The organism is Phaeobacter sp. JH20_08, from assembly GCF_048056635.1.
Lineage (GTDB): Bacteria > Pseudomonadota > Alphaproteobacteria > Rhodobacterales > Rhodobacteraceae > Phaeobacter > Phaeobacter bryozoorum.
The window spans coordinates 1-19,315 of the sequence record NZ_JAYMVV010000001.1; the positions used below are offsets into that span (position 1 = coordinate 1).

The window sequence follows — 19,315 nt, forward strand, 5'->3', positions numbered from 1 at the left end:
AAAAAAAATAATGTTAGGGATATCAGGACGGGCATGTGGCGTGGGGGGACCCGATTGCCGCAGCAGCCCGCAACGACCCGAGGGAGGAAAACAATGAAATTCTTGAGTGGAGTCTCCGCACTTGCCTTTGCCGCCACCGCGAGCATGGCCCTTGCCGAAGATGTGACCGTTGGCGTCAGCTGGTCGAACTTCCAGGAAGAGCGCTGGAAAACCGACGAAGCGGCGATCAAGGCTGCGCTGGAAGCGAAAGGTGCGACCTATGTATCGGCAGATGCACAGTCGTCGTCGGCCAAGCAGCTTGCTGACATTGAAAGCCTGATTGCACAGGGCGTGGATGCGCTGATCGTTCTGGCCCAGGACGCTCAGGCGATTGGCCCGGCTGTTCAGGCGGCGGCGGACGAAGGCATCCCCGTTGTTGCCTATGATCGCCTGATTGAAGACAGCCGTGCCTTCTATCTCACTTTCGACAATGTTGAAGTGGGGCGGATGCAGGCCCGGGCCGTGCTTGAGGCCCAGCCGAGCGGCAACTATGTGATGATCAAGGGCTCGCCCACCGATCCCAACGCGGATTTCCTGCGCGGTGGCCAGCAAGAGGTCATTCAGGCGGCAATCGATAGCGGCGATATCAAGATCGTTGGCGAAGCCTATACCGATGGCTGGCTGCCGGCCAACGCTCAGCGCAATATGGAACAGATCCTGACCGCCAATGACAACAAGGTCGATGCCGTTGTTGCCTCCAATGACGGCACCGCCGGTGGTGTTGTCGCCGCGCTGACCGCGCAGGGCATGGAAGGTATCGCTGTGTCCGGTCAGGATGGCGACCACGCTGCGCTGAACCGTGTTGCCAAAGGCACGCAGACCGTTTCCGTCTGGAAAGACGCTCGTGATCTGGGCAAGGCCGCCGCTGAAATCGCGGTCGAAATGGCCGAAGGCGCTGCCATGGGTGATGTCGCGGGCGGTGCCGCCTGGACGTCCCCAGCGGGCACCGAGCTGACGGCGCGGTTCCTGGAGCCGATCCCGGTGACCGCTGACAACCTGTCGGTTGTTGTCGATGCCGGCTGGATCACCAAGGAGGCGCTGTGCCAGGGTGTGACCAACGGTCCTGCGCCCTGCAACTAAGCAGCTGCTGAGAGTTTCTCGGCTACTTCTTTCTAAACCGGCGCGCGCCCTCAGAAGGTCCCGATTGGATCGGGCGCGCGTCCCCCTTTCAATACCGCTGATCACTGGAGTTCGGATATGACCGAAACCACGTCTCAGCCGATCCCCGAACAAAACAAGCGTGGCCTGTTCCAGCAATTGGAACTGGACGTCCGCCTATTGGGAATGATCGGTGCCTTTGTCATCTTGTGCATTGGATTCAACATCCTGACGGATGGGCGTTTCTTGACGCCGCGCAATATTTTCAACCTCACCATCCAGACGGTCTCTGTGGCGATCATGGCCACGGGCATGGTCTTTGTGATCGTGACACGCCACATCGACCTGAGCGTCGGTGCGTTGCTGGCGACCTGCTCGGCCGTGATGGCTGTCGTGCAGACCGATGTGCTACCGGATATGCTGGGGCTTGGACTCAACCACCCGGCAACCTGGATCATAACCGTGGTGGTTGGCCTGACGATCGGCACCCTGATCGGGGCTTTTCAGGGATGGATGGTAGGTTTCCTGACCATTCCCGCCTTTATCGTGACCCTGGGTGGTTTTCTGGTCTGGCGTAACGTTGCCTGGTATCTGACCGACGGGCAGACCATTGGCCCGCTTGACAGCAGGTTCCTGATCTTCGGGGGCACCTCGGGCACGCTGGGCACCACGCTCAGCTGGGCTGTCGGAATCGTAGCCACGGCTCTGGCGTTGGTTGCCCTGTGGAACAGCCGCCGCGGCAAACAAGGCCATGGTTTCCCGGTGAAACCCGCCTGGGCGGAAGCGGTGATTGCAGGTGCGATTGCGGCGTCGATCCTTGGCTTTGTGGCCGTGCTGAATGCCTATCAGATCCCGGCGCGCCGTCTGGCGCGAATGATGGAAGCAGAAGGCGAAACCATGCCTGAGGGGCTGGTTGTCGGTTATGGCTTGCCAATCTCGGTGCTGATCCTGATTGCAACTGCCGTGATTATGACGATTATCGCCCGGCGCACCCGGTTTGGCCGCTATATCTTTGCCACCGGTGGCAACCCGGATGCCGCCGAGCTGTCCGGCATCAACACCCGTCTGCTGACGGTCAAGATCTTTGCCCTGATGGGATTTCTCTGTGCGCTTTCAGCGGTTGTGGCCTCGGCCCGTCTTGCCAATCACTCCAATGATATCGGGACTCTGGATGAGTTGCGCGTTATTGCGGCGGCCGTGATTGGCGGCACTGCACTGTCCGGTGGGTTTGGCACGATTTATGGCGCCATCCTTGGGGCGTTGATTATGCAGAGCCTGCAGTCGGGGATGGCCATGGTCGGTGTCGACGCACCGTTCCAGAACATCGTCGTGGGCACCGTGCTGGTTGCAGCCGTCTGGATCGATATTCTTTACCGCAAACGCGTGGGGGCCCGGATATGAGCACTGCAAAAGAGTTGCGCGCCGCAGGCGCCACGCCGCTGGTCGAGATGAAAGATATTTCGATCTCCTTTGGCGGGATCAAGGCTGTGGATCACGTCAGCGTTGATCTCTATCCCGGCGAAGTTGTTGGATTGCTCGGCCATAATGGTGCCGGGAAATCCACCTTGATCAAAGTGCTGTCGGGTGCCTACCAGATGGATTCCGGCGAAATCCGGGTCAATGGCGATAAGGTTGAGATCACCAATCCGCGTGATGCGCGGTCGCATAACATCGAGACGATCTATCAGACATTGGCGCTGGCGGATAATCTGGATGCGGCCTCCAACCTGTTCCTGGGTCGCGAGCTGGTTACCCCGTTTGGTCTGGTGGACGATTCCGCCATGGAGGCCGAATGTCGCAAGATCATGAACCGGTTGAACCCGAATTTTCAAAAATTCTCGGAACCGGTTTCGGCTCTCTCGGGCGGTCAGCGTCAGTCGGTTGCCATCGCGCGGGCGGTCTATTTCAACGCCAAGATCCTGATCATGGATGAACCGACTGCCGCCCTTGGGCCGCATGAAACGCAGATGGTTGCCGAGTTGATCCAGCAGCTGAAGGCGCAGGGTATCGGTATTTTCCTCATTGATCACGATGTGAATGCGGTGATGGAGCTTTGCGACCGGGCTTCGGTCATGAAGAACGGTCAGCTGGTTGGCACCGTCGATATTGACGATGTCACCGATGATGACCTGCTGAGCATGATCATTCTGGGCAAGCGGCCCGGTGAAGCTGCGGCATAAGTCGCGAGGTCGATAATATCGGTCTGGAAGGGGCTGCCATTGGTGGCCCCTTTTCCGTTTCAGAATGGTTGCTCAGCCTATCGCAAAAACCTACATAAGATGTAGATTTTAGAAGGGTGATAGATGCTGACAATTGGGACATTGGGCAAGCGGACAGGCACGAAGGTGCAGACCATTCGCTACTACGAAGAGATTGGCCTTATGCCGGAGGCGGGGCGCACAGCAGGCGGGCAGCGTCGCTATGGCGAGAGTGATCTGGACCGGCTTTCGTTCATCCGTCACGCGCGACAACTTGGCTTTGGTCTGGAGGCAATCCGGGAGTTACTGAACCTCGCGGATCATCCGGGTCAGTCCTGTTCTCATGCAGATTCCATCGCGCAGAGACAGCTGAAAGACGTCGCTGATCGGATTGCCCGGCTGGAGGCCTTGCAGACTGAATTACAGCGCATGATCCGTGAGTGTGCCGGGGGAACCGTTGCCGAGTGCCGGGTGCTGGAGGTTTTGCGGGATCATTCCGAATGCCTGACAAATCATGATCAGATTGGCGCCTGATCAGGGCATCGGGTTCGTTTGCTCGTCGCCGAGCGCACGGAGCAACATCCGGCGTTGATGATCCTGCCCCCCAAAGAACACCGCCAATACGCGTAGCTGCTGTTCGGCTTCGTTCAGGTCGAAATAGAGGATGGCGCGCCCCTTTGTCACGCTGCGCAGTTCCGGAGCGATATCGCTGCGCAGGGTGCCCTGGTGCGGAGCGTTGCCCAGTGCCTCAATGGCCGCGTCAATCTCGTTCAGGCGGGCGGCTGCCCTGCTGAATGCGGTGTCCGGATCCTCGCCAAAGCCGATTGCCGCATCAAAGAGAAAGTCGAATATGGCGTCAAGATCCTGATCAATCGCCTCGGCGCGATCAACCCGAAAGACCATGTTCTGCCCGTTTGCGCGCCAGAAGATCGGCGGTCCTTCGACGCCCCTCAGCACCGCTGACAAAAGAGCCGTCGCGGCGCTCGGCGATCAATGCACGCAGGGCGGATGTCTCGGCGCGGCGGGCTTCCGTTTCTTCGCGCAGCAGTTCCAGACCCTGCTGCAACACCGCGCTGAGGCTTGCATATCGCCCTTCTGCCACCAATGTGCGGGCAAAGTCGTCCTGTGCTTCGGTCAGGGAGATGGAGGCTTTTACACTCATTTGCGCACCTGAGGCTCTTGTGGGTGACTATGGAGATTATACTACTCAGTAGTATTTATCAACCCGGCACCGGACAGGCCGCGCAGTGCAAGAGCGATCCAGCCGAGACCTGCCAAAGCAATAATGAGCCAATTATCGCTTCCCCATTGGTTAATGATAATCCCGCCGATGGCCCAGCAGATTGCGACGGTGTAAGTCCAGGCTGAGGGGCTGTCTGCCTGGACCAAAAGCCCGACCGCCAGCGCCGCCGTCAGGCAGATTACGCCCGCCAATTGCGGGTTCATCAACTCATATCCTGGAAGAATGATACTGATGGATACCGCTGATGCTGCGGTCAGCCATCCGGCATAGAGCCCTACAGGACCGCGTTTCCAGACCCGTTTGTTGCGGCCTGCGCGGCGCATAGCCAGGATCGCGGTGACTGTCATCGCGATGATCAGGATTGTGGCAAGGATGGGTGAGCTGTTCGCAACCCAAAGCCAGCACACCCCGATGGCCAGGCTGATAGAGAGGGGTTTTCGCATCTCATGCCATGTTGAGCCCTCCGGCGCGCGAAACGCGCCAAATCCGGCTCCAACGATCAGCCAGATGTAGATCACGATCCAGATTGAAAAGGCCGGACCGATGGGTTGAATGACCGGGTCGGGCTGTGGATAGGGCAGTTGATCAGCTGTATAGCCGGTAAACGGGTCGGTTATCAGCGGCGCGGCGGCAAAGGCTAGGGCAAGGGCCAGTGTAAGATAGGCCATGGACTGCTTGCTCATGATATCGAACTCGCTTTCGTATGTAGGCGCCAACTGAGGGCGGCATCTGTGGCTATTCCGATTTGCTTATCTAGTCTTAAAGAAAGCTCCGAAGCTCCTCCAATGTTCCCGCTTCTAACGCTGGTTTATCGGTCCGAATGCGATTGATACGGGGAAACCGCATGGCCAGACCACTTTTGTGACGGCTGGATTCATTTAGACCTTCAAAGGCCACTTCCAGGACCAATTCGGGCTTCACCGCGCGGACTGGGCCGAACCGGTCCGTCGTGTTGTTGCGCACGAAGCGGTCCAGTTCCTTCAGCTCGGAATCGGTGAACCCGAAATAGGCCTTGCCGACGGGCACCAGCTTATCGCCGTCCCAGACGCCGAAGGTGAAATCGGAATAGTAGCCTGAGCGTTTGCCGTGGCCGCGCTGTGCATAGAGCATGACGGCATCGATCAGCATAGGGTCGCGTTTCCATTTGAACCAGTTTCCTCGTTTGCGCCCCGCGATGTAGGCGCTGTCGCGCCGTTTGATCATGACGCCTTCGATTACGCCTTCGGGTGGGTTGGCGCGAAGAACTGCCAGATCCTCCCATGTGCCAAAGGTGAGCGGGTGAGAGATGTCGATACGCGGATCGTTCAGGTCCGCAACACAGCGATGCAGCCGGGCCTGGCGTTCATCCAATGTCCAAGATCGCAGATCTTCACCCTCCCAGAACAGCAGGTCGTAGGCGCGCAGCGCGGCGGGATGGCTTGCCAGCATGGTTTTGCCCACCTTCTTGCGACCAAGCCGTTTCTGTAAATCACCAAAGGGCGCGATGATGGTGTCGCGCTTAACCAGCAATTCGCCATCGAGCGTGCCGTTGAAGTTCAGCGCTTCAATGACGTCGGGAAAAGCGCCTGAGATATCCTCTCCGGTGCGTGAATAGAGCCGCCGGGTGCCGCCGTCATTCACGGCCTGCACGCGGATACCGTCCCATTTCCATTCTGCAATGAAGTCGCCGGGAGAGAGGCTGGAAAGGTCGTTCAGATCTGTACCTGTGGACAGCATAACCGGTCGGAACGGCGCGGCGGCAAGGCTTTTTGGTTTGTCACCCCCTTCGAGCCAGGAAAACAGTGGCAGGTAGGGCGGCGTCAGCCCATGCCAGAGCTCCTCGATTTCCGCGACATCGACCTCGCCATATTGTGCCAGGGCGTTGCGGGCCAGTCGGGCGGACACGCCAACGCGCAGCCCGCCGGTGGCCAGCTTCAGGTAGGCATAGCGCTGCGACGGTGTCATCTGCGACAGGCGGCGGATGATCAGTGCCGGAAGCTGGGCCTTTGCGGTTTCGGACAGCTCCGTTACCGCCTCGGTCAAGGACAGATATGCCTCGCCGTCTGAGCGCGGCCAGATCAGGGCGACGGTCTCCGCCAGATCGCCCACGAAATCATAGGAGAGGCGGAAAAGTTCTGGGTCAGTCTCTTCCGCCACCAGACCGCGCAACAGCGAAGGCGTCACATTGCGGAGTGATAGATCACCCGTAATCGCTGCGAGCGCATATCCGCGTTCAGGGTCCGGCATGGCTTGAAAGGCATGGAGCAGATGCGCCGTCTTACCGTTGCGAGACGGGGTAAAGGCGAGCTGCTCCAGAAGGTCTGCGAAGGCTTGCATCAATCTGCCTCCTCCTCATAGCCGATCAGCCGCAGGGGACGGGCGGCAATCTGGTTCAGCTCACACCAGCGAACCAAAGCATCCTCGCGGCCATGGGTCACCCAGACCTGTTTCGGGGCGAGTTCCCTGATGGTTCGGGTGAGATCCGGCCAGTCGACATGGTCGCTCAGTATCAATGGCAGCTCCACGCCGCGCTGCCGCGCGCGGGCGCGGACCTGCATCCAGCCACTGGCAAAGCAGATCACCGGATCAGGAAACCGCTGCGCCCAGGCCGCGGCAAAGGCCGAAGGAGGGCCGAGGATTATCTGCCCCTTAAAGGCCGCCTTGCCCTCCTTGGTGGTGGCCGGGCGCAATTCGCCGAGATCAATGCCCTGGGCGATGTGGTAGTCGCACAGGCGCTGAAGTGCGCCATGGATATAGATCGGCCGATCCCAGCCTGCCTGGCGCAACAACGCAATGACACGCTGCGCTTTGCCGAGCGCATAGGCACCCACAAGATGGCATCGCTCCGGCTGAGCAGCAACGGAGCGGAGCAGTTTTTCGATCTCGGACCGGGGGTCCGGGTGATTGAACACTGGCAGCCCAAAGGTGGCTTCGGTCACGAAAACATCGCATGGCGCGAGCTGAAACGGTGCACAGGCAGGGTTATCGACCCGCGCGTAGTCGCCGGAGACGGTAATGGCCGTGTTGCCGTCCTCCACGGTAATTTGACAGGAGCCAAGGACATGGCCGGCCGGTGTGAATGTCGCGCCGACACCCGCGATCGTCGTGCGATCATCGACTGGAACCGATGTGTCGCAAAACGCGTCGCCATAGCGGATCGCCATGATGTCCAATGTCTGCGGGCTGGCCCAGACCGTGCCATGCCCCGCGCGGGCATGGTCAGCATGGCCGTGGGTGATCAGCGCGCGGGGCACCGGGCGGACCGGATCAATGTAGAAATCACCAGCAGGACAATAAAGCCCATCGGGGCGCGGATGCAGCAGCTCTTCCGGTAGGCGTGGTGCATTCACGGCGCAGGATCCTTCATATTACTTCTAGGCGGTGTTCCAGGAAAGTTAAGCCAAACAGGGGTTTGGGCAAGGGGAGACCGTGCCGACGCTGGCGAGCCGACGTCTTGCCATCCAGTGTGGAACCATCAAGAGGCTCAGGCGTTTTGCCTGCTATGGCGCAGTTTCCTGCGCTGCCGCTATTACCCAACCCGAGGAGAAGGCCCGTGGCGCAGAAGGATTTAACACAGGGCACTGTTTCGCGCGCTCTTGCTGCGGTCTCCGCTCCAATGTCCTTGGGGATTTTGGGCGTGTTGAGCGTTGGACTGGCAGACGCGTATTTCCTCGGGCAGCTGGGGGAGGCTCCGCTGGCGGCCGTCGGGTTCATTTACCCGGTGACCACGGCGGTGACGTCTTTGTCCATCGGCCTGTCCGCTGGAGCCAATGCGGCGATTTCCCAGAGCCTGGGCCGGGGCGACAGCGAGGCAGAGACCAACAGGCTCTCGGTGCATGCGATTGTTCTGGGTATGGTTGTGGCGGTGCTGGTCGCCATCCTGTTTTATCTAGGTGCTGCCTCGCTGTTCTCTCTCATGGGAGCAGGGGGCGCCGTGCTGGAGGAGGCGCAATCCTATGTGCCATTCTGGGCCCTGTCGTTTCCTTTTCTGGTCGGCATGGCGCTGTTGAATGCGGTGTTTCGGGCCCATGGCGACGGGGCAACCTCGGCGGTGATCATGCTGGTTGCTGCGGTGCTCAATATCGCGCTGGACCCGATCCTGATCTATGGGCTCGGTCCTGTGCCTGAGATGTCCACGGCGGGCGCGGCGCTTGCGACGGCTCTGGCGCGCGTCCTGACCTTGGTGGGAGCCTTCACTTATGCGCTGCGGATTGGCGTTATTCGTCCTCCGCAGGAATTCGCCGATGGCATTGTCAGCTCAATACGCGAAGTCGTCAGGGTCGGACTGCCGGCGGCCTTCTCCAATGCGATCAACCCCGCCGGTATGGCGATGGTCACCGCAGCTGCTGCCACGCTGGGCGATACGGTTGTGGCTGGGCTGGGGGCGGCTCAGCGTGTGCAGTCGGTCGCGCTGGTACCCCTGCTGGCCCTTTCTGCGGGCATCGGACCGGTCGTCGGTCAGAACTGGGGTGCAGATGAACGGGATCGTGCGCGGCTGGCGGTCTGGCGGTCCTGGCAATTCTGTATCGGTTACGGCTTGGCTGTCGCGCTTCTCCTGACGGTTCTGGCGCCTTCAATCGCCGGGCTGATCGCCTCGGACGAGGGAGCGGCGCAGAAGACCGCGCAATATCTCCGCGTCGTCAGCTGGAGTTTTCTGGGCTACGGCGTCCTGGTGACAGCAAATGCCGCGATGAATGCCCGGTCCAAGGCTCTCTGGTCCATGGGGCTGAGCTTGATGCGGATCTTTGTGGTCTATGTGCCGCTGGCCTGGCTGGGGGTCTGGCTGTTCGGCTATGCCGGAATTCTGGGCGCTGCGGTCATTGCGAACTTGGCGGCTGTGGCGGGCGCTTATTATGTCGGCCGCAAGACGGGGCTGGTGGGTCAGTGAGGGCAGCCCGATCAGTTTGTCGTCAGTAGTTCGAGTAGTCTGCCTTCACCCATGCGAAGTCCGTCGATACTATGCCGGGTGAGCGATTTGAGCCGTGCGGTGCGCGTGTCGTCGGGCAGTTCGGCCAATGCGATGACCTTCGGGTGAATGTAGCTGTTGCGCGCCATTGTCGGTGTATTGTGCAGCCGCTCCGCCGCTGCCTCCGCCATGGCTGAAATCGTGAGCTTGGGGGCATGCAGCGCCGTGCGAAAGGCTGCATGGGTCCCGTTCCAAGTGCGCAGCGTTTTTGCGGAGACGCCGTCACCGCAAAGGTTGGTCAGAACCTCCTGTACCTGCTCTGACCGGACGGCGCGTACGCTGCCGCCATCATCGAGCCAAGAGATGAGTTCACGTCCGGGCAGGTCCTGTGAACGCTCCAATATGCGTTGCAGGGCCGCGCCCCGGATCGACTTCTCAACTGTCTTGCCGCCTTTTGCGGTATAGCGCAGATGTATCGACTGACCGGAGAACTCGATGTGCCGTTGGCGCAGGGTCGTGGCACCGTAACTGCCGTTGTCCTCTGTGTACTGCGGGTTCCCAATCCTGAGTGAGCCGCGATCCATCAGGGCAAGGACAGCAGCGACCGCCGTTTCTTCTTCGCCTATGTTGCCGCTCAGCCTGTCGCTGATCCACCTGCGCAACTGCGGCAGGCTCTCGGCGAAACTGACCAAATTGTCGAATTTCTGTTCTGCCCGCAACAAATGCCACGCGGGATGGTAGCGATATTGCTTGCGATTGCGCGCGTCGCGCCCGGTGGCCTGCAGGTGACCATTTGCCAATGGGCAGAGCCAGACATTCGTATAAGCAGGGGGCACGCCAAGCCGGTTGAGCCGGTCCACTTCGGTACGGTCCCCGATGTGGCTGCCATCAGGCATATGATAGGAAAACCCGCGACCGCGACGTCGGCGCGAGATCCCGGGCTGATCATCCTTGCAATAGACCAGTTTCATCAGGTCGATCCACGTTTGGCGGGACTTCGGACCCGCAATGTGCGGGCCGCCAGGTGTGCAGGCGGCCCGAGTGGCGTCAGCTCATCACCATGACGGATTTTACATTCACAAATTCCTTCATGCCAAAGCCTCCATGTTCGCGGCCATAGCCGGAGTCCTTGACGCCGCCGAAAGGCATGTTGGGGATTGCCAGGCCAAATCCGTTGATGAAGATCATGCCGGTGTCGAAATGATCGCGGGCGAGGGCAATCGCCTTGTCCGTATCTTTGGTCATGATGCCACCGCCGAGACCAAATCGGCTGTCGTTGGCAATGCGCATCGCATCCTCTGCGTCCTTGGCGCGGATCAGTGCGGCCACCGGGCCGAAGAGTTCGTCGTCATAGGCAGGCTGCCCCGGGGTCACGTTTTCCAGAACGGTCGCCGGATAGTAGAAACCCTTGCCCTCTGGCATTTCGCCGCCGCAGAGGATCTTGGCACCACCTGCGACACTGTCCTTGACCTGCTGGTGGAGGTCATCGCGCAGATCTTTGCGTGCCATCGGTCCAATGTCGGCATCGTCACCCATCGGGTCGCCCGGGGTCACGTCTTTCATGGAGGCAACATAGGCGTCGCGGAATTCGTCGTAAATTGCGTCGACGACGACGAAGCGCTTGGCAGCAATACAGGTTTCGCCATTGTTATAGGTCCGCCCCTGCACGCAGGTCTGGACAGCTGCGTCGATATCCGCATCTTCCAGGACGATGTAGGCATCGTTGGATCCCAGTTCCAGCACGGTCTTTTTCACCGCTTCGGCCGCCTTCGCGCCAACTTTGCGGCCGGCGCCATCGCTGCCGGTCAGTGTCACGCCGCGCACCAGGTTGTGGCTGATCAGCGCGTCCGACTGATCGTGGGAAATCACCAGAGCCTGGAACAGGCCCTTTGGCAGGCCCGCGCTTTCGTAGATCTCCTGCAGCATCTGGCCCGAGCCGGTCACGTTGGAGGCGTGTTTCAGAAGTACGCCGTTACCGGCGATCAAGCTCGCGATTGAGTAGCGCACCACCTGGTAGGCTGGAAAATTCCAGGGCTGGATGCCGTAGACGACACCAATGGGGGAATAGAAGATATGCCCTGTCTTGCCACCTTGGATATCGCGCTCTTCGGGGGCGAATGCCGAGGGGGCCTCTCCTGCACTGTAGTCGCAGATGGCCGCGCAGAGCTCGACTTCCTGATGGCTCTGTTTCAGCAGCTTGCCCATTTCTTTTGTCATCAGTTCGGCAAGCTCATCCTTGCACTCACGCAGGGCGGCCCCGATGGCTTTGATGACCTTCGCGCGCTCTTCTACCGGGGTCTGGCGCCAGCTGAGAAAGGCCTCATGGCAGCTTTGTACTGCAGTTTCCATCGCCTCGTCGCTCAGCAGGGAATAGCTGTTGAGGGTTTCTCCAGTGGTTGGGTTCACGGTTTGAATGGTGTCGGACATGGTTGACCTTTCTCTCTGACGGCAGGAGGGGAGTTCTTTGCCTGTGGCTTGCAAGATCAACGTGGCTTGGTGGTTTGGGTTCCCGTCAATCGCCAGGACGTGAGGTCGCGGTTGTCTTTTGCTGGTTTGACCTAAGATGCGCTGCTGGTTGGATTGCCTTCTTTGTGGCGGGAACATATATAGAACATATGACTCGACAAACGCTGGATCAAAAGCTCGCTATCCTCAGCGACGCCGCAAAATATGATGCGTCCTGTGCGTCTTCGGGATCGACAAAACGTGACTCCCGCGATGGGAAGGGCTTGGGCTCGAATGAGGGTACGGGCATCTGCCATGCCTACACGCCGGATGGTCGCTGCATAAGCCTGCTGAAGATCCTGATGACCAACTTTTGCATTTACGACTGCACCTACTGCGTGAACCGGGTGTCGTCCAATGTGCCGCGCGCGCGGTTTTCTGTCGATGAGGTTGTAAAGCTGACGATAGAATTCTACCGACGCAACTATATAGAAGGTCTGTTTCTGTCCTCCGGTATCATCCGGTCCCCGGATGCGACGATGTCAGATATGGTGCAGATCGCGCGAAAGCTGCGGCATGAGGAGAATTTTCGCGGATATATTCATCTCAAGACCATTCCCGATGCTGCCCCTGAATTGATTGCCGAAGCTGGGCTTCTGGCGGATCGGCTGTCGATCAATGTCGAGATGCCAAGCGATGCCGCCGTGCGTGAACATGCGCCGGAGAAAGATCCCGGTCAGATCCGCAAGGCGATGGGAGACGTCCGGATGCGCGCTGATGCAGCCAGGGAGGCGAGCTATACGGGCAGGCGTCCGCCGCGATTTGCGCCCGCAGGTCAGTCGACGCAGATGATCATAGGGGCGGATGGGTCAAATGATGCGACGGTGCTGGGGCAATCGACCCGGCTTTATGCAAGCTACAAATTGAAGCGCGTGTATTATTCCGCGTTTTCGCCCATCCCCGACAGTTCGGCCAAGCTGCCGCTGATCTCGCCACCGTTGCAGCGTGAACACCGGCTGTATCAGGCCGATTGGCTGCTGCGGTTTTATGATTTTCAGCTCGATGAGATCACATCGGTCACGCCGGATGGAAATCTGGATTTGCAGGTCGATCCCAAGCTGGCCTGGGCGCTGGCACATCGCGAGATCTTTCCGGTGGATGTGAACCGGGCCAGCCGGGAACTGCTGCTGCGGGTTCCGGGGTTCGGGGTCAAAACGGTCACGCGGATCCTCAGCACGCGACGGCATCGGATGCTGCGATACGAAGATCTGGTTCGTATCGGGGCCTCGATGAAGAAGGCGCGTGCCTTTGTCGTTGCTGGCGGGTGGACACCGGGCGATTTGACCGACAGCGCGGATTTGCGGGCCCGGTTTCTGCCGCCGCCGGAACAATTGGCCCTGTTTTGATGTATCATGCCGAGATGCCCCAGATCGGGACGGCAGAGGCCTGGCGTCGGGCAGCGCGAGGGTTTCTGGCGCAGAATATCCCACCTGACGCCATCCTGTGGAACAATGAATGCGCCGCGCCGGATCTATTCGCCTCAGAGGCGCGACCGCCTTCAGGCGGAGAGGTCCAGGTCCCGCGCAGCTTTGTTACCCTCGCCGATAAGGTCGTCTGGCATAGTGATCCGAACCGGTTTGCCCGGCTCTACCGGTTTCTCTGGCGCCTGCGCAGTGAACGCGGGTTGATGAGCGATCGGGCTGACGCGGATCTGGCGCGATTGCGCCAGATGGAAAAATCGGTGTCGCGCTGTCAGCACAAGATGAAGGCCTTTGTGCGGTTTCGGGAGTTGGGTGCCGCTGACGCGCCGCGCCGATCTTTTGCGGCGTGGTTTGAGCCGACACATCACACGGTGGAGCCGACCGCTACATTCTTTGCCCGCCGCTTTGCCGATATGGACTGGCGCATTCTGACACCTGACGTGTCGGCCATATTCGAGGGTGGGCAACTCAGGTTTGAGCCGGGGCAGCCAAGGCCCGACCTGCCGGAGGATGCGAGCGAGGCGCTGTGGATCACTTATTTCCGCAATATATTCAATCCGGCGCGGTTGAAGGTGCAGGCGATGCAATCGGAAATGCCCAAGAAGTATTGGCAGAACATGCCGGAGGCCGTCGCTATTCCTGACCTGATCGCCTCGGCCCCGGCGCGGGCGCGCGCGATGGCTGAGGCGGCGGCAACTCTGCCACCGTTGCGGGCTGTGCGGGTACAGGCCCGACTACCTGCGGCCAACCCTGTCTGGCAAGGAGCAGCTGGGGGTCTGCCGGAGGCCATCAACAGCTGCACGCGCTGCCCGCTCCACCGGTCGGCCACGCAGGCGGTGCCCGGTGAAGGGCCGACAGATGCCGCGTTGATGATCGTCGGCGAACAGCCCGGTGATCACGAGGATCTGGCGGGGCGTCCATTTGTTGGCCCCGCTGGGCAACTGTTCGACCAATTGGCCGCGGAGGCCGGCCTGCCGCGACAGGCAGCCTACGTCACCAATGCGGTCAAACATTTCAAATTCACGCCAAGAGGGCGCAGGCGGATACATCAGCGGCCCGATGGATCGGAGATCCAGCACTGCAAGATCTGGCTCTGGGCCGAGCTGGAACAGGTCCGGCCGCGGTTGGTCCTCGCGCTTGGTGCCACCGCGACGCAGGCTCTGTTGGGATCAGGTGCGGACATTCGGCGGCGGCGCGGAACCATCGAACATCGCACCGACGGCACGCCGGTATTGATCACCTTGCATCCATCGTATCTGTTGCGGAGCCCAGATCCTGAGCAGCGCAGCCGTCACACCGAGAGCCTACGCGCGGACCTTCGCCTGGCTGCCGATTGGTTGCGCATAGATGCGGTGAAGCATCGGCGCGACTAATCCGTACTGGTCGTGCTGGTCGAGCCGGAGGCCGCAAGTCCCGCCACCAAGGCAAGCCCCAGCAGGCCCATAGCAGGTGCGATCATTGGGGCAAACTGGCCCACGACCGGCTCAACGAGCAGCAGACATTCGTCCTCTTCCGCATCCTGTTCATCCTCGCACTTCAGCTGATCATCGTCCTGCTTAACGGTCTGAGCAGCACCGGGTGCCCCGAGCAAAGACAGGACCATCAAAGTGATGATCATGAGGCGGGTGACCGGTCCTGTCGATGTCAGGCCGGTCAATTGACTGCTGCCGCAACAGGTGTGGTGATCAGCGACGGGGTGATCTGGCGCAGGGTGCGACCCCATTTTGTGACCGGGTTTTCGGCCACAAAGATCACGTCATCGGGGCGCAGCTGAAATTTCGTCGCGAGTGTCAGATTGGCGGCGCTGCTGGCATTCAGATGCCAGGCGGTAACCGCGCCGAATTCGCGCGGATCGCTGGAGGCGCGCAGCACATAGACCTGCGAGACGTCACCGGTTTCGCGGGCTATTCCACCGCCCGCATCATAGAGTGCATCGGCCAGCGTGGCCTGACGCTCATACGGCAGGGGGTATCGTGTCTGATTGTCGACCTCCCCGGCCAGATAGACGTAATCGCGACCATTGGCACCCAGAGCCTCGCGGGCTTCGAAGGTGCTGCGTTGCTCGGCATTATCATTGCGGCGGAGGGTGATCGCGGTGTTCAGCTCGCTCAGCTCCTGCGCGCGGGCAGCCAGAGTTGTCTGCTTCAGGCGAATTTGCTGTTCAAAGAAGCGTTCGGCCCGGTTTAGGTTGAAGTCCGTGTCGACAAATACCGCATCGCCGGAGACAAGACGCGTGTTCTGCAGGTCGGGGCTGGCATAGAAATCCGTCAGCGGGATCTGGTAGAGGTCGCCGTCGCGGTAAATCCTCACCGAGCTGACATCAATATCTGGGACGGACACGCTGCCTGCGGCGGCAAGGGCTTCGCTGAGGTAGAGCGGCGTCAATGTGATCGGCAGCACGCCAGGTTTGCCGACGGCACCGCCAACCGAAACGCGGCGTGAATTGAACTCGGCGATCTCAAGGCTGAATGTCGGATCGAATTGCGCTTCGACCAGTTTCTGAAACAGCAGCTCTTCGGCATCTTCGATGGTCAGCCCGCCGATGCGGATGCGGCCGACGTCGGGTATATTGACAGAGCCATCATCCTGCACGGTATAACCGTTGCGGCTGTTTTGCGCGGCAAGCAGGCCGGTGAGCTGCTCAAGCGTGTTGCGCGTGGACGGTGTCGCCAGCATCACGACATCACCAACCCCGATCTGATAGGGCATCTGCGGTACGGAAGGGGGGGGCTTCAGGGCGAGGCGTTGATTGCGCGCACCTTCCTGAGTTGAGGGTGCCTCAGGCAGGCGGCCCGCCCCGCGGCCAACCAGGCCCGCGCCGGTTCCCGCTGATCGTGCATAGGCATCCGGAAGGGATTGCGGCGCATAAGGCGCGCGGTTGGCCTGGATCACGGTTTCGCCATTCAGCGGAACCACACGCACCTGCGTGCCATCCCCGGCGCCGGGGATAACGTCAGAGCTGCGGTAGATGGTCGAGCATCCTGCCAGCGCAATTGTGGCGCAGCAGATCATAGAAATCAGGCGCAAGGTCTTTCCTCCGGTCGGGGTGGGGTGGTGTTGGTCGGATGCGATAGGGGTGTGCGGATCATGGCGTTCCCCGCAGTCGCGTTGTCAAATTGCCGATAAACGGCCCGGTCCACTGGCGGCTTTGGATCAACCTGTTGTCTGATGACCGCAGCCAATAGAGGTTCAGGAACCGCTGCTCAGGGTTTTGGCAGTTTTCGACCATCAGACGGCTCGCAATCTGCTGGTCGCCAATGGTCAGGGTGCGGGGGCCGCGATCCTTGATTTCGCAGTGATATGTCCGGGTCTCAACCTGGTCGTTTCCGGTCAGATAGCTGTGAAAGCGCAGCGCCGGACCTTCTGCATGTGCAAAAATCCGTCCACGGGATTGATCCTGTTCAACGGCCATAAGACCGATACCGAAGCCACGGGTTGCGTGCAGCAGACCCCGGTCGGTTTGCAGGCTGGCACCGTCCGAGGACAGCCAGGTCACCAGACCCGCCCGCTCCGTCTCCCGAAGCATCACGCCGCTTCTTCCTGTCTGGAGAAATCCAACCTGCATCTGTTCTGCGCCAGCCTCGGCCAGCTCCGCGACGTGAGGTATGGCAGAGGAGAGACCGCCCTGCCGCAGCTGCTGAAGGGTCAGGATCTCACGCTCGTCATTTGTGCAGGCTGCGAGGATCAGGCAGCCAATAGCAGCGCTGCTGATGACCAGGTGGTGGAGCTGTCGGGTGATCGTCATCTGGAGTAACGCCCCCATTGTGCGGCAAGCGCGCGCCCACGGCTGTCGCGCACTTTTTCATAGAGACGTGTCTGCAGGTTGAGCCGCGCGCCGCCATCGCGCAGCACGGGGCGGATAACCTGCGTGATACTCTGTCGCGACGGTTTGCCGGTGAGCCAGGCAACGGGCACCTCAACACGGATGCCCTTGTCAAAGGAGCCTTCGCCGAAATCCTCGGAGGATGTATCGGTCATCGTTGCAAAGGCCCCAACCTTGAAACCGTTGTTGAATTCACGGTCGATGGTGACGGTGGTGCCCCAGTCACCAGCCAGATACCGACCCATATCGATCTGAACATGATAGTCGCCGCGCGTTTTGTAATAGACCGAGGCATGACCGGTCACGACGTCGTAGTCCTGAAATCCGAACTGGACGTCGAAATCGCGTTGCCGGACATAATTAAGCTCGGCTCCTAACGCCAGGCTGCTGCCAACGGGGAACCACAACACCTCTGCCGATATGCCGCCAAACATCTGCTCGAGATAGCCTGCAGTGACGCGCGCAAACAGATCCTGGTGCGGGCGCCAGACGTAATCGGCTGTCAGATGGCTGAGGCGCAGATCGGATTCCGACGCATAGCGGGCCCAGTCCGAGCGGACCCGCGGCAAGACCGAATTTGATGGGCGGGAGGAGGCGTCGAGATTGCCGATCACTGGTTGGCGCAGCTGTCCGGCAAAGGTCAGGCCGGGCGCAGGTTGATAGGCGGCTCGCAGTTCCGCCCCGACTTCGTAGCGCAGCGGCTCATCTGGATCAAAGAAAGACAGCTGCGTGTAAGGCCCGAAGCGATAGGTGAACCGAGGGAAGGCGTCGATGCCAGCGCTGTTGGGGATCGGCTCTGGGGCGTCTTCGATATCTGCACGGGCAAGGCTCCGCCAGGCGCCATCCAGATCGCCTTCCAGCTCGTAGAGGTCGTTGCGCTGCGTGGTGACGCGGGTCGTGGGCAGGCCGTTCTCGGCCAGCGTGACCTCAAACTGTTGCAGATGCGGAGGCAGGGTATTTGCCATAACGCGATTGGTCCGACCGACAGCCTGCGCGGAGGCGCCGTAGCGCATGTTCTCCACCGTGATCCGCGCTTGGCTGCCCACGCGTTCGAAGCTGAGCAGCCGGATGCCCTCGGACTCAAGCTGGGATTGCAGCACGCCGTAGAGCCGGGCAGGCTCGGCGGATCCGGTTTCGCCCTGGGCGAGGTTCCAGCTGGCCAGGGCGACCTGTTCTTCCGGTTTCAGCGCAGGCGCGGCGGCTCCCTGACCGCCGGGAGCAGCGGCGCGGCGCGGATCAAACGCATAGCTCAGCTGAACGGCGAGGGCCGATCCGTTGAGATAAGAGCCGCCCAAAGTGACTCCGTTGTCGAAGCGGTAGGATGCGCCGATGTTGACAGGTGAACGGATGTCATTCAGCCCACGTTGAGCTTCGGCTGAATAGGTGTCGGAGGAATATTCGGCGGTAAGCGACCAATGCGGAGTTACATCCCAGCGCAGACCGCCAAACAATGCGGCGTCGCCGCGGAACCAATTGCCAAAGTCCAGTTGTCCGGTTGTGGATATGCCGCCGGCGTTTGAATCTTGTCGTGTATCAAACCGCCCATCGAGTGCCGTCAGTGGATTGCGCTGCCCGCCGCGCCCGGCAAGCCGACCCCAGCCAATCCCGCCGGTGACGGTCAGATCGGGAGTGACATGTTTTGTCGCCACGAGGTATTCGCTGGCGTAGACGCCGGTCCCACCGAAATCCCGCAGGCCAAGGGCGATAGCCGGTCCCGCCGCTGTTTCATCGCGCAGTTGAAAATGGATATCAAAGCTGCGGTCATACCGGCTAAGGTCGACGCCGGCGTCGAAACCGCGCAGAAAGCTATAGCGAAAACTGCCGTAGATATTCGGCAACATCTGAAACGTCAGGGTGTTGCGGCTGGTGTTCTCGAAGTTTGAGGTGGTCAGCGCGATGGTTCCGTCGGGCAGAACCTCTGCGGTCGGCATATCGACCAATCCGGGCGTTCCATATGTCGATAGTGTCTGGGCCGGAGCCTGAATGGCACCCAGCGGGCCGCTGAGCGTACCCAGGCAGCCAATCATAAGAATTGCGTGTCCCCGCATTCCCACCCAGCCTCGTCGTGCCCACCTTTTTCGGCGGTGCTTCTTCACACTGCTC

18 protein-coding genes are annotated in these 19,315 nt (G+C 60.4%); 7 read left to right on the plus strand and 11 right to left on the minus strand.

Annotation, left to right across the window (positions count from 1 at the left end):
* Nucleotides 1-93 precede the first annotated feature (93 nt).
* From xylF to VWY75_RS00020, 4 genes are all read left to right on the plus strand, one after another.
* On the plus strand, nucleotides 94-1,119 hold the full coding sequence (gene xylF / locus VWY75_RS00005; protein ID WP_340547579.1) for a D-xylose ABC transporter substrate-binding protein: 1,026 nt from the start codon (nucleotides 94-96) through the stop codon (nucleotides 1,117-1,119).
* Between the two features lie 117 nt (nucleotides 1,120-1,236).
* Nucleotides 1,237-2,538, plus strand: a complete 1,302-nt coding sequence (locus VWY75_RS00010) for a sugar ABC transporter permease (RefSeq protein ID WP_340547580.1) — start codon at nucleotides 1,237-1,239, stop codon at nucleotides 2,536-2,538.
* Nucleotides 2,535-3,317 carry an ATP-binding cassette domain-containing protein gene (locus tag VWY75_RS00015; protein ID WP_416535398.1) on the plus strand — a complete coding sequence of 261 codons (783 nt, stop codon included), beginning with the start codon at nucleotides 2,535-2,537 and terminating at the stop codon, nucleotides 3,315-3,317. Before VWY75_RS00010 ends, VWY75_RS00015 begins: the two co-directional genes overlap by 4 nt.
* A gap of 123 nt (nucleotides 3,318-3,440) precedes the next feature.
* Nucleotides 3,441-3,869 (plus strand): MerR family transcriptional regulator, encoded by a 429-nt coding sequence (locus tag VWY75_RS00020; RefSeq protein WP_416535399.1) that lies wholly within the window; start codon nucleotides 3,441-3,443, stop codon nucleotides 3,867-3,869.
* Here the strand turns inward: VWY75_RS00020 and VWY75_RS00025 are convergent, their stop codons facing one another.
* From VWY75_RS00025 to VWY75_RS00045, 5 genes are all read right to left on the minus strand, one after another.
* A complete protein-coding gene (locus VWY75_RS00025) occupies nucleotides 3,870-4,238 on the minus strand; it encodes a type II toxin-antitoxin system RelE/ParE family toxin (RefSeq protein ID WP_416537938.1) in 369 nt (122 codons plus the stop codon).
* Nucleotides 4,222-4,497: a ribbon-helix-helix domain-containing protein gene (locus tag VWY75_RS00030; protein ID WP_416537939.1), complete on the minus strand. Its 276-nt coding sequence runs from the start codon at nucleotides 4,495-4,497 to the stop codon at nucleotides 4,222-4,224. The genes VWY75_RS00025 and VWY75_RS00030 overlap by 17 nt, the downstream gene beginning before the upstream one ends.
* 41 nt (nucleotides 4,498-4,538) lie before the next feature.
* Complete coding sequence (locus VWY75_RS00035; RefSeq protein ID WP_416541655.1) at nucleotides 4,539-5,261, minus strand: tryptophan-rich sensory protein; 723 nt, start codon at nucleotides 5,259-5,261, stop codon at nucleotides 4,539-4,541.
* Nucleotides 5,262-5,337: 76 nt separating this feature from the next.
* The gene (locus VWY75_RS00040) at nucleotides 5,338-6,894 is read right to left on the minus strand and encodes a cisplatin damage response ATP-dependent DNA ligase (RefSeq protein ID WP_416537941.1); all 1,557 of its coding nucleotides are present in this window, start codon (nucleotides 6,892-6,894) and stop codon (nucleotides 5,338-5,340) included.
* Nucleotides 6,894-7,907 carry a ligase-associated DNA damage response exonuclease gene (locus VWY75_RS00045; RefSeq protein WP_416537942.1) on the minus strand — a complete coding sequence of 338 codons (1,014 nt, stop codon included), beginning with the start codon at nucleotides 7,905-7,907 and terminating at the stop codon, nucleotides 6,894-6,896. Before VWY75_RS00045 ends, VWY75_RS00040 begins: the two co-directional genes overlap by 1 nt.
* 203 nt (nucleotides 7,908-8,110) lie before the next feature.
* Here VWY75_RS00045 and VWY75_RS00050 point away from each other — a divergent pair, with 203 nt between their 5' ends.
* Entirely contained in the window at nucleotides 8,111-9,445 is a 1,335-nt protein-coding gene (locus VWY75_RS00050; RefSeq protein ID WP_340547588.1) for an MATE family efflux transporter, read from the plus strand.
* Between the two features lie 11 nt (nucleotides 9,446-9,456).
* On the opposite strand, the gene VWY75_RS00055 is transcribed toward VWY75_RS00050, so the two are convergent.
* Together VWY75_RS00055 and VWY75_RS00060 are read right to left on the minus strand one after the other, a co-directional pair.
* A complete protein-coding gene (locus VWY75_RS00055; RefSeq protein ID WP_416537943.1) occupies nucleotides 9,457-10,434 on the minus strand; it encodes a DNA topoisomerase IB in 978 nt (325 codons plus the stop codon).
* Between the two features lie 76 nt (nucleotides 10,435-10,510).
* The gene (locus VWY75_RS00060) at nucleotides 10,511-11,890 is read right to left on the minus strand and encodes an NAD-dependent succinate-semialdehyde dehydrogenase (RefSeq protein WP_416537944.1); all 1,380 of its coding nucleotides are present in this window, start codon (nucleotides 11,888-11,890) and stop codon (nucleotides 10,511-10,513) included.
* A 188-nt stretch (nucleotides 11,891-12,078) separates the two neighbouring features.
* Between VWY75_RS00060 and VWY75_RS00065 the strand changes: the two genes are divergently transcribed.
* Nucleotides 12,079-13,314, plus strand: a complete 1,236-nt coding sequence (locus tag VWY75_RS00065) for a putative DNA modification/repair radical SAM protein (protein ID WP_416537945.1) — start codon at nucleotides 12,079-12,081, stop codon at nucleotides 13,312-13,314.
* Nucleotides 13,314-14,762 (plus strand): UdgX family uracil-DNA binding protein, encoded by a 1,449-nt coding sequence (locus VWY75_RS00070; RefSeq protein ID WP_416537946.1) that lies wholly within the window; start codon nucleotides 13,314-13,316, stop codon nucleotides 14,760-14,762. Before VWY75_RS00065 ends, VWY75_RS00070 begins: the two co-directional genes overlap by 1 nt.
* On the opposite strand, the gene VWY75_RS00075 is transcribed toward VWY75_RS00070, so the two are convergent.
* Genes VWY75_RS00075 through VWY75_RS00090 form a run of 4 tightly spaced genes read right to left on the minus strand, consistent with a single transcriptional unit; the run spans nucleotide 14,759 to nucleotide 19,260 of the window.
* Complete coding sequence (locus VWY75_RS00075) at nucleotides 14,759-15,007, minus strand: hypothetical protein (RefSeq protein ID WP_416537947.1); 249 nt, start codon at nucleotides 15,005-15,007, stop codon at nucleotides 14,759-14,761. The two genes, VWY75_RS00070 and VWY75_RS00075, sit on opposite strands and share 4 nt — an antisense overlap.
* 35 nt (nucleotides 15,008-15,042) lie before the next feature.
* Complete coding sequence (locus VWY75_RS00080) at nucleotides 15,043-16,416, minus strand: polysaccharide biosynthesis/export family protein (protein WP_416537948.1); 1,374 nt, start codon at nucleotides 16,414-16,416, stop codon at nucleotides 15,043-15,045.
* A 58-nt stretch (nucleotides 16,417-16,474) separates the two neighbouring features.
* Nucleotides 16,475-17,134 carry a YjbF family lipoprotein gene (locus VWY75_RS00085; RefSeq protein ID WP_340547595.1) on the minus strand — a complete coding sequence of 220 codons (660 nt, stop codon included), beginning with the start codon at nucleotides 17,132-17,134 and terminating at the stop codon, nucleotides 16,475-16,477.
* Complete coding sequence (locus VWY75_RS00090) at nucleotides 17,131-19,260, minus strand: YjbH domain-containing protein (RefSeq protein WP_416537949.1); 2,130 nt, start codon at nucleotides 19,258-19,260, stop codon at nucleotides 17,131-17,133. The genes VWY75_RS00085 and VWY75_RS00090 overlap by 4 nt, the downstream gene beginning before the upstream one ends.
* Between the last annotated feature and the right edge of the window lie 55 nt (nucleotides 19,261-19,315).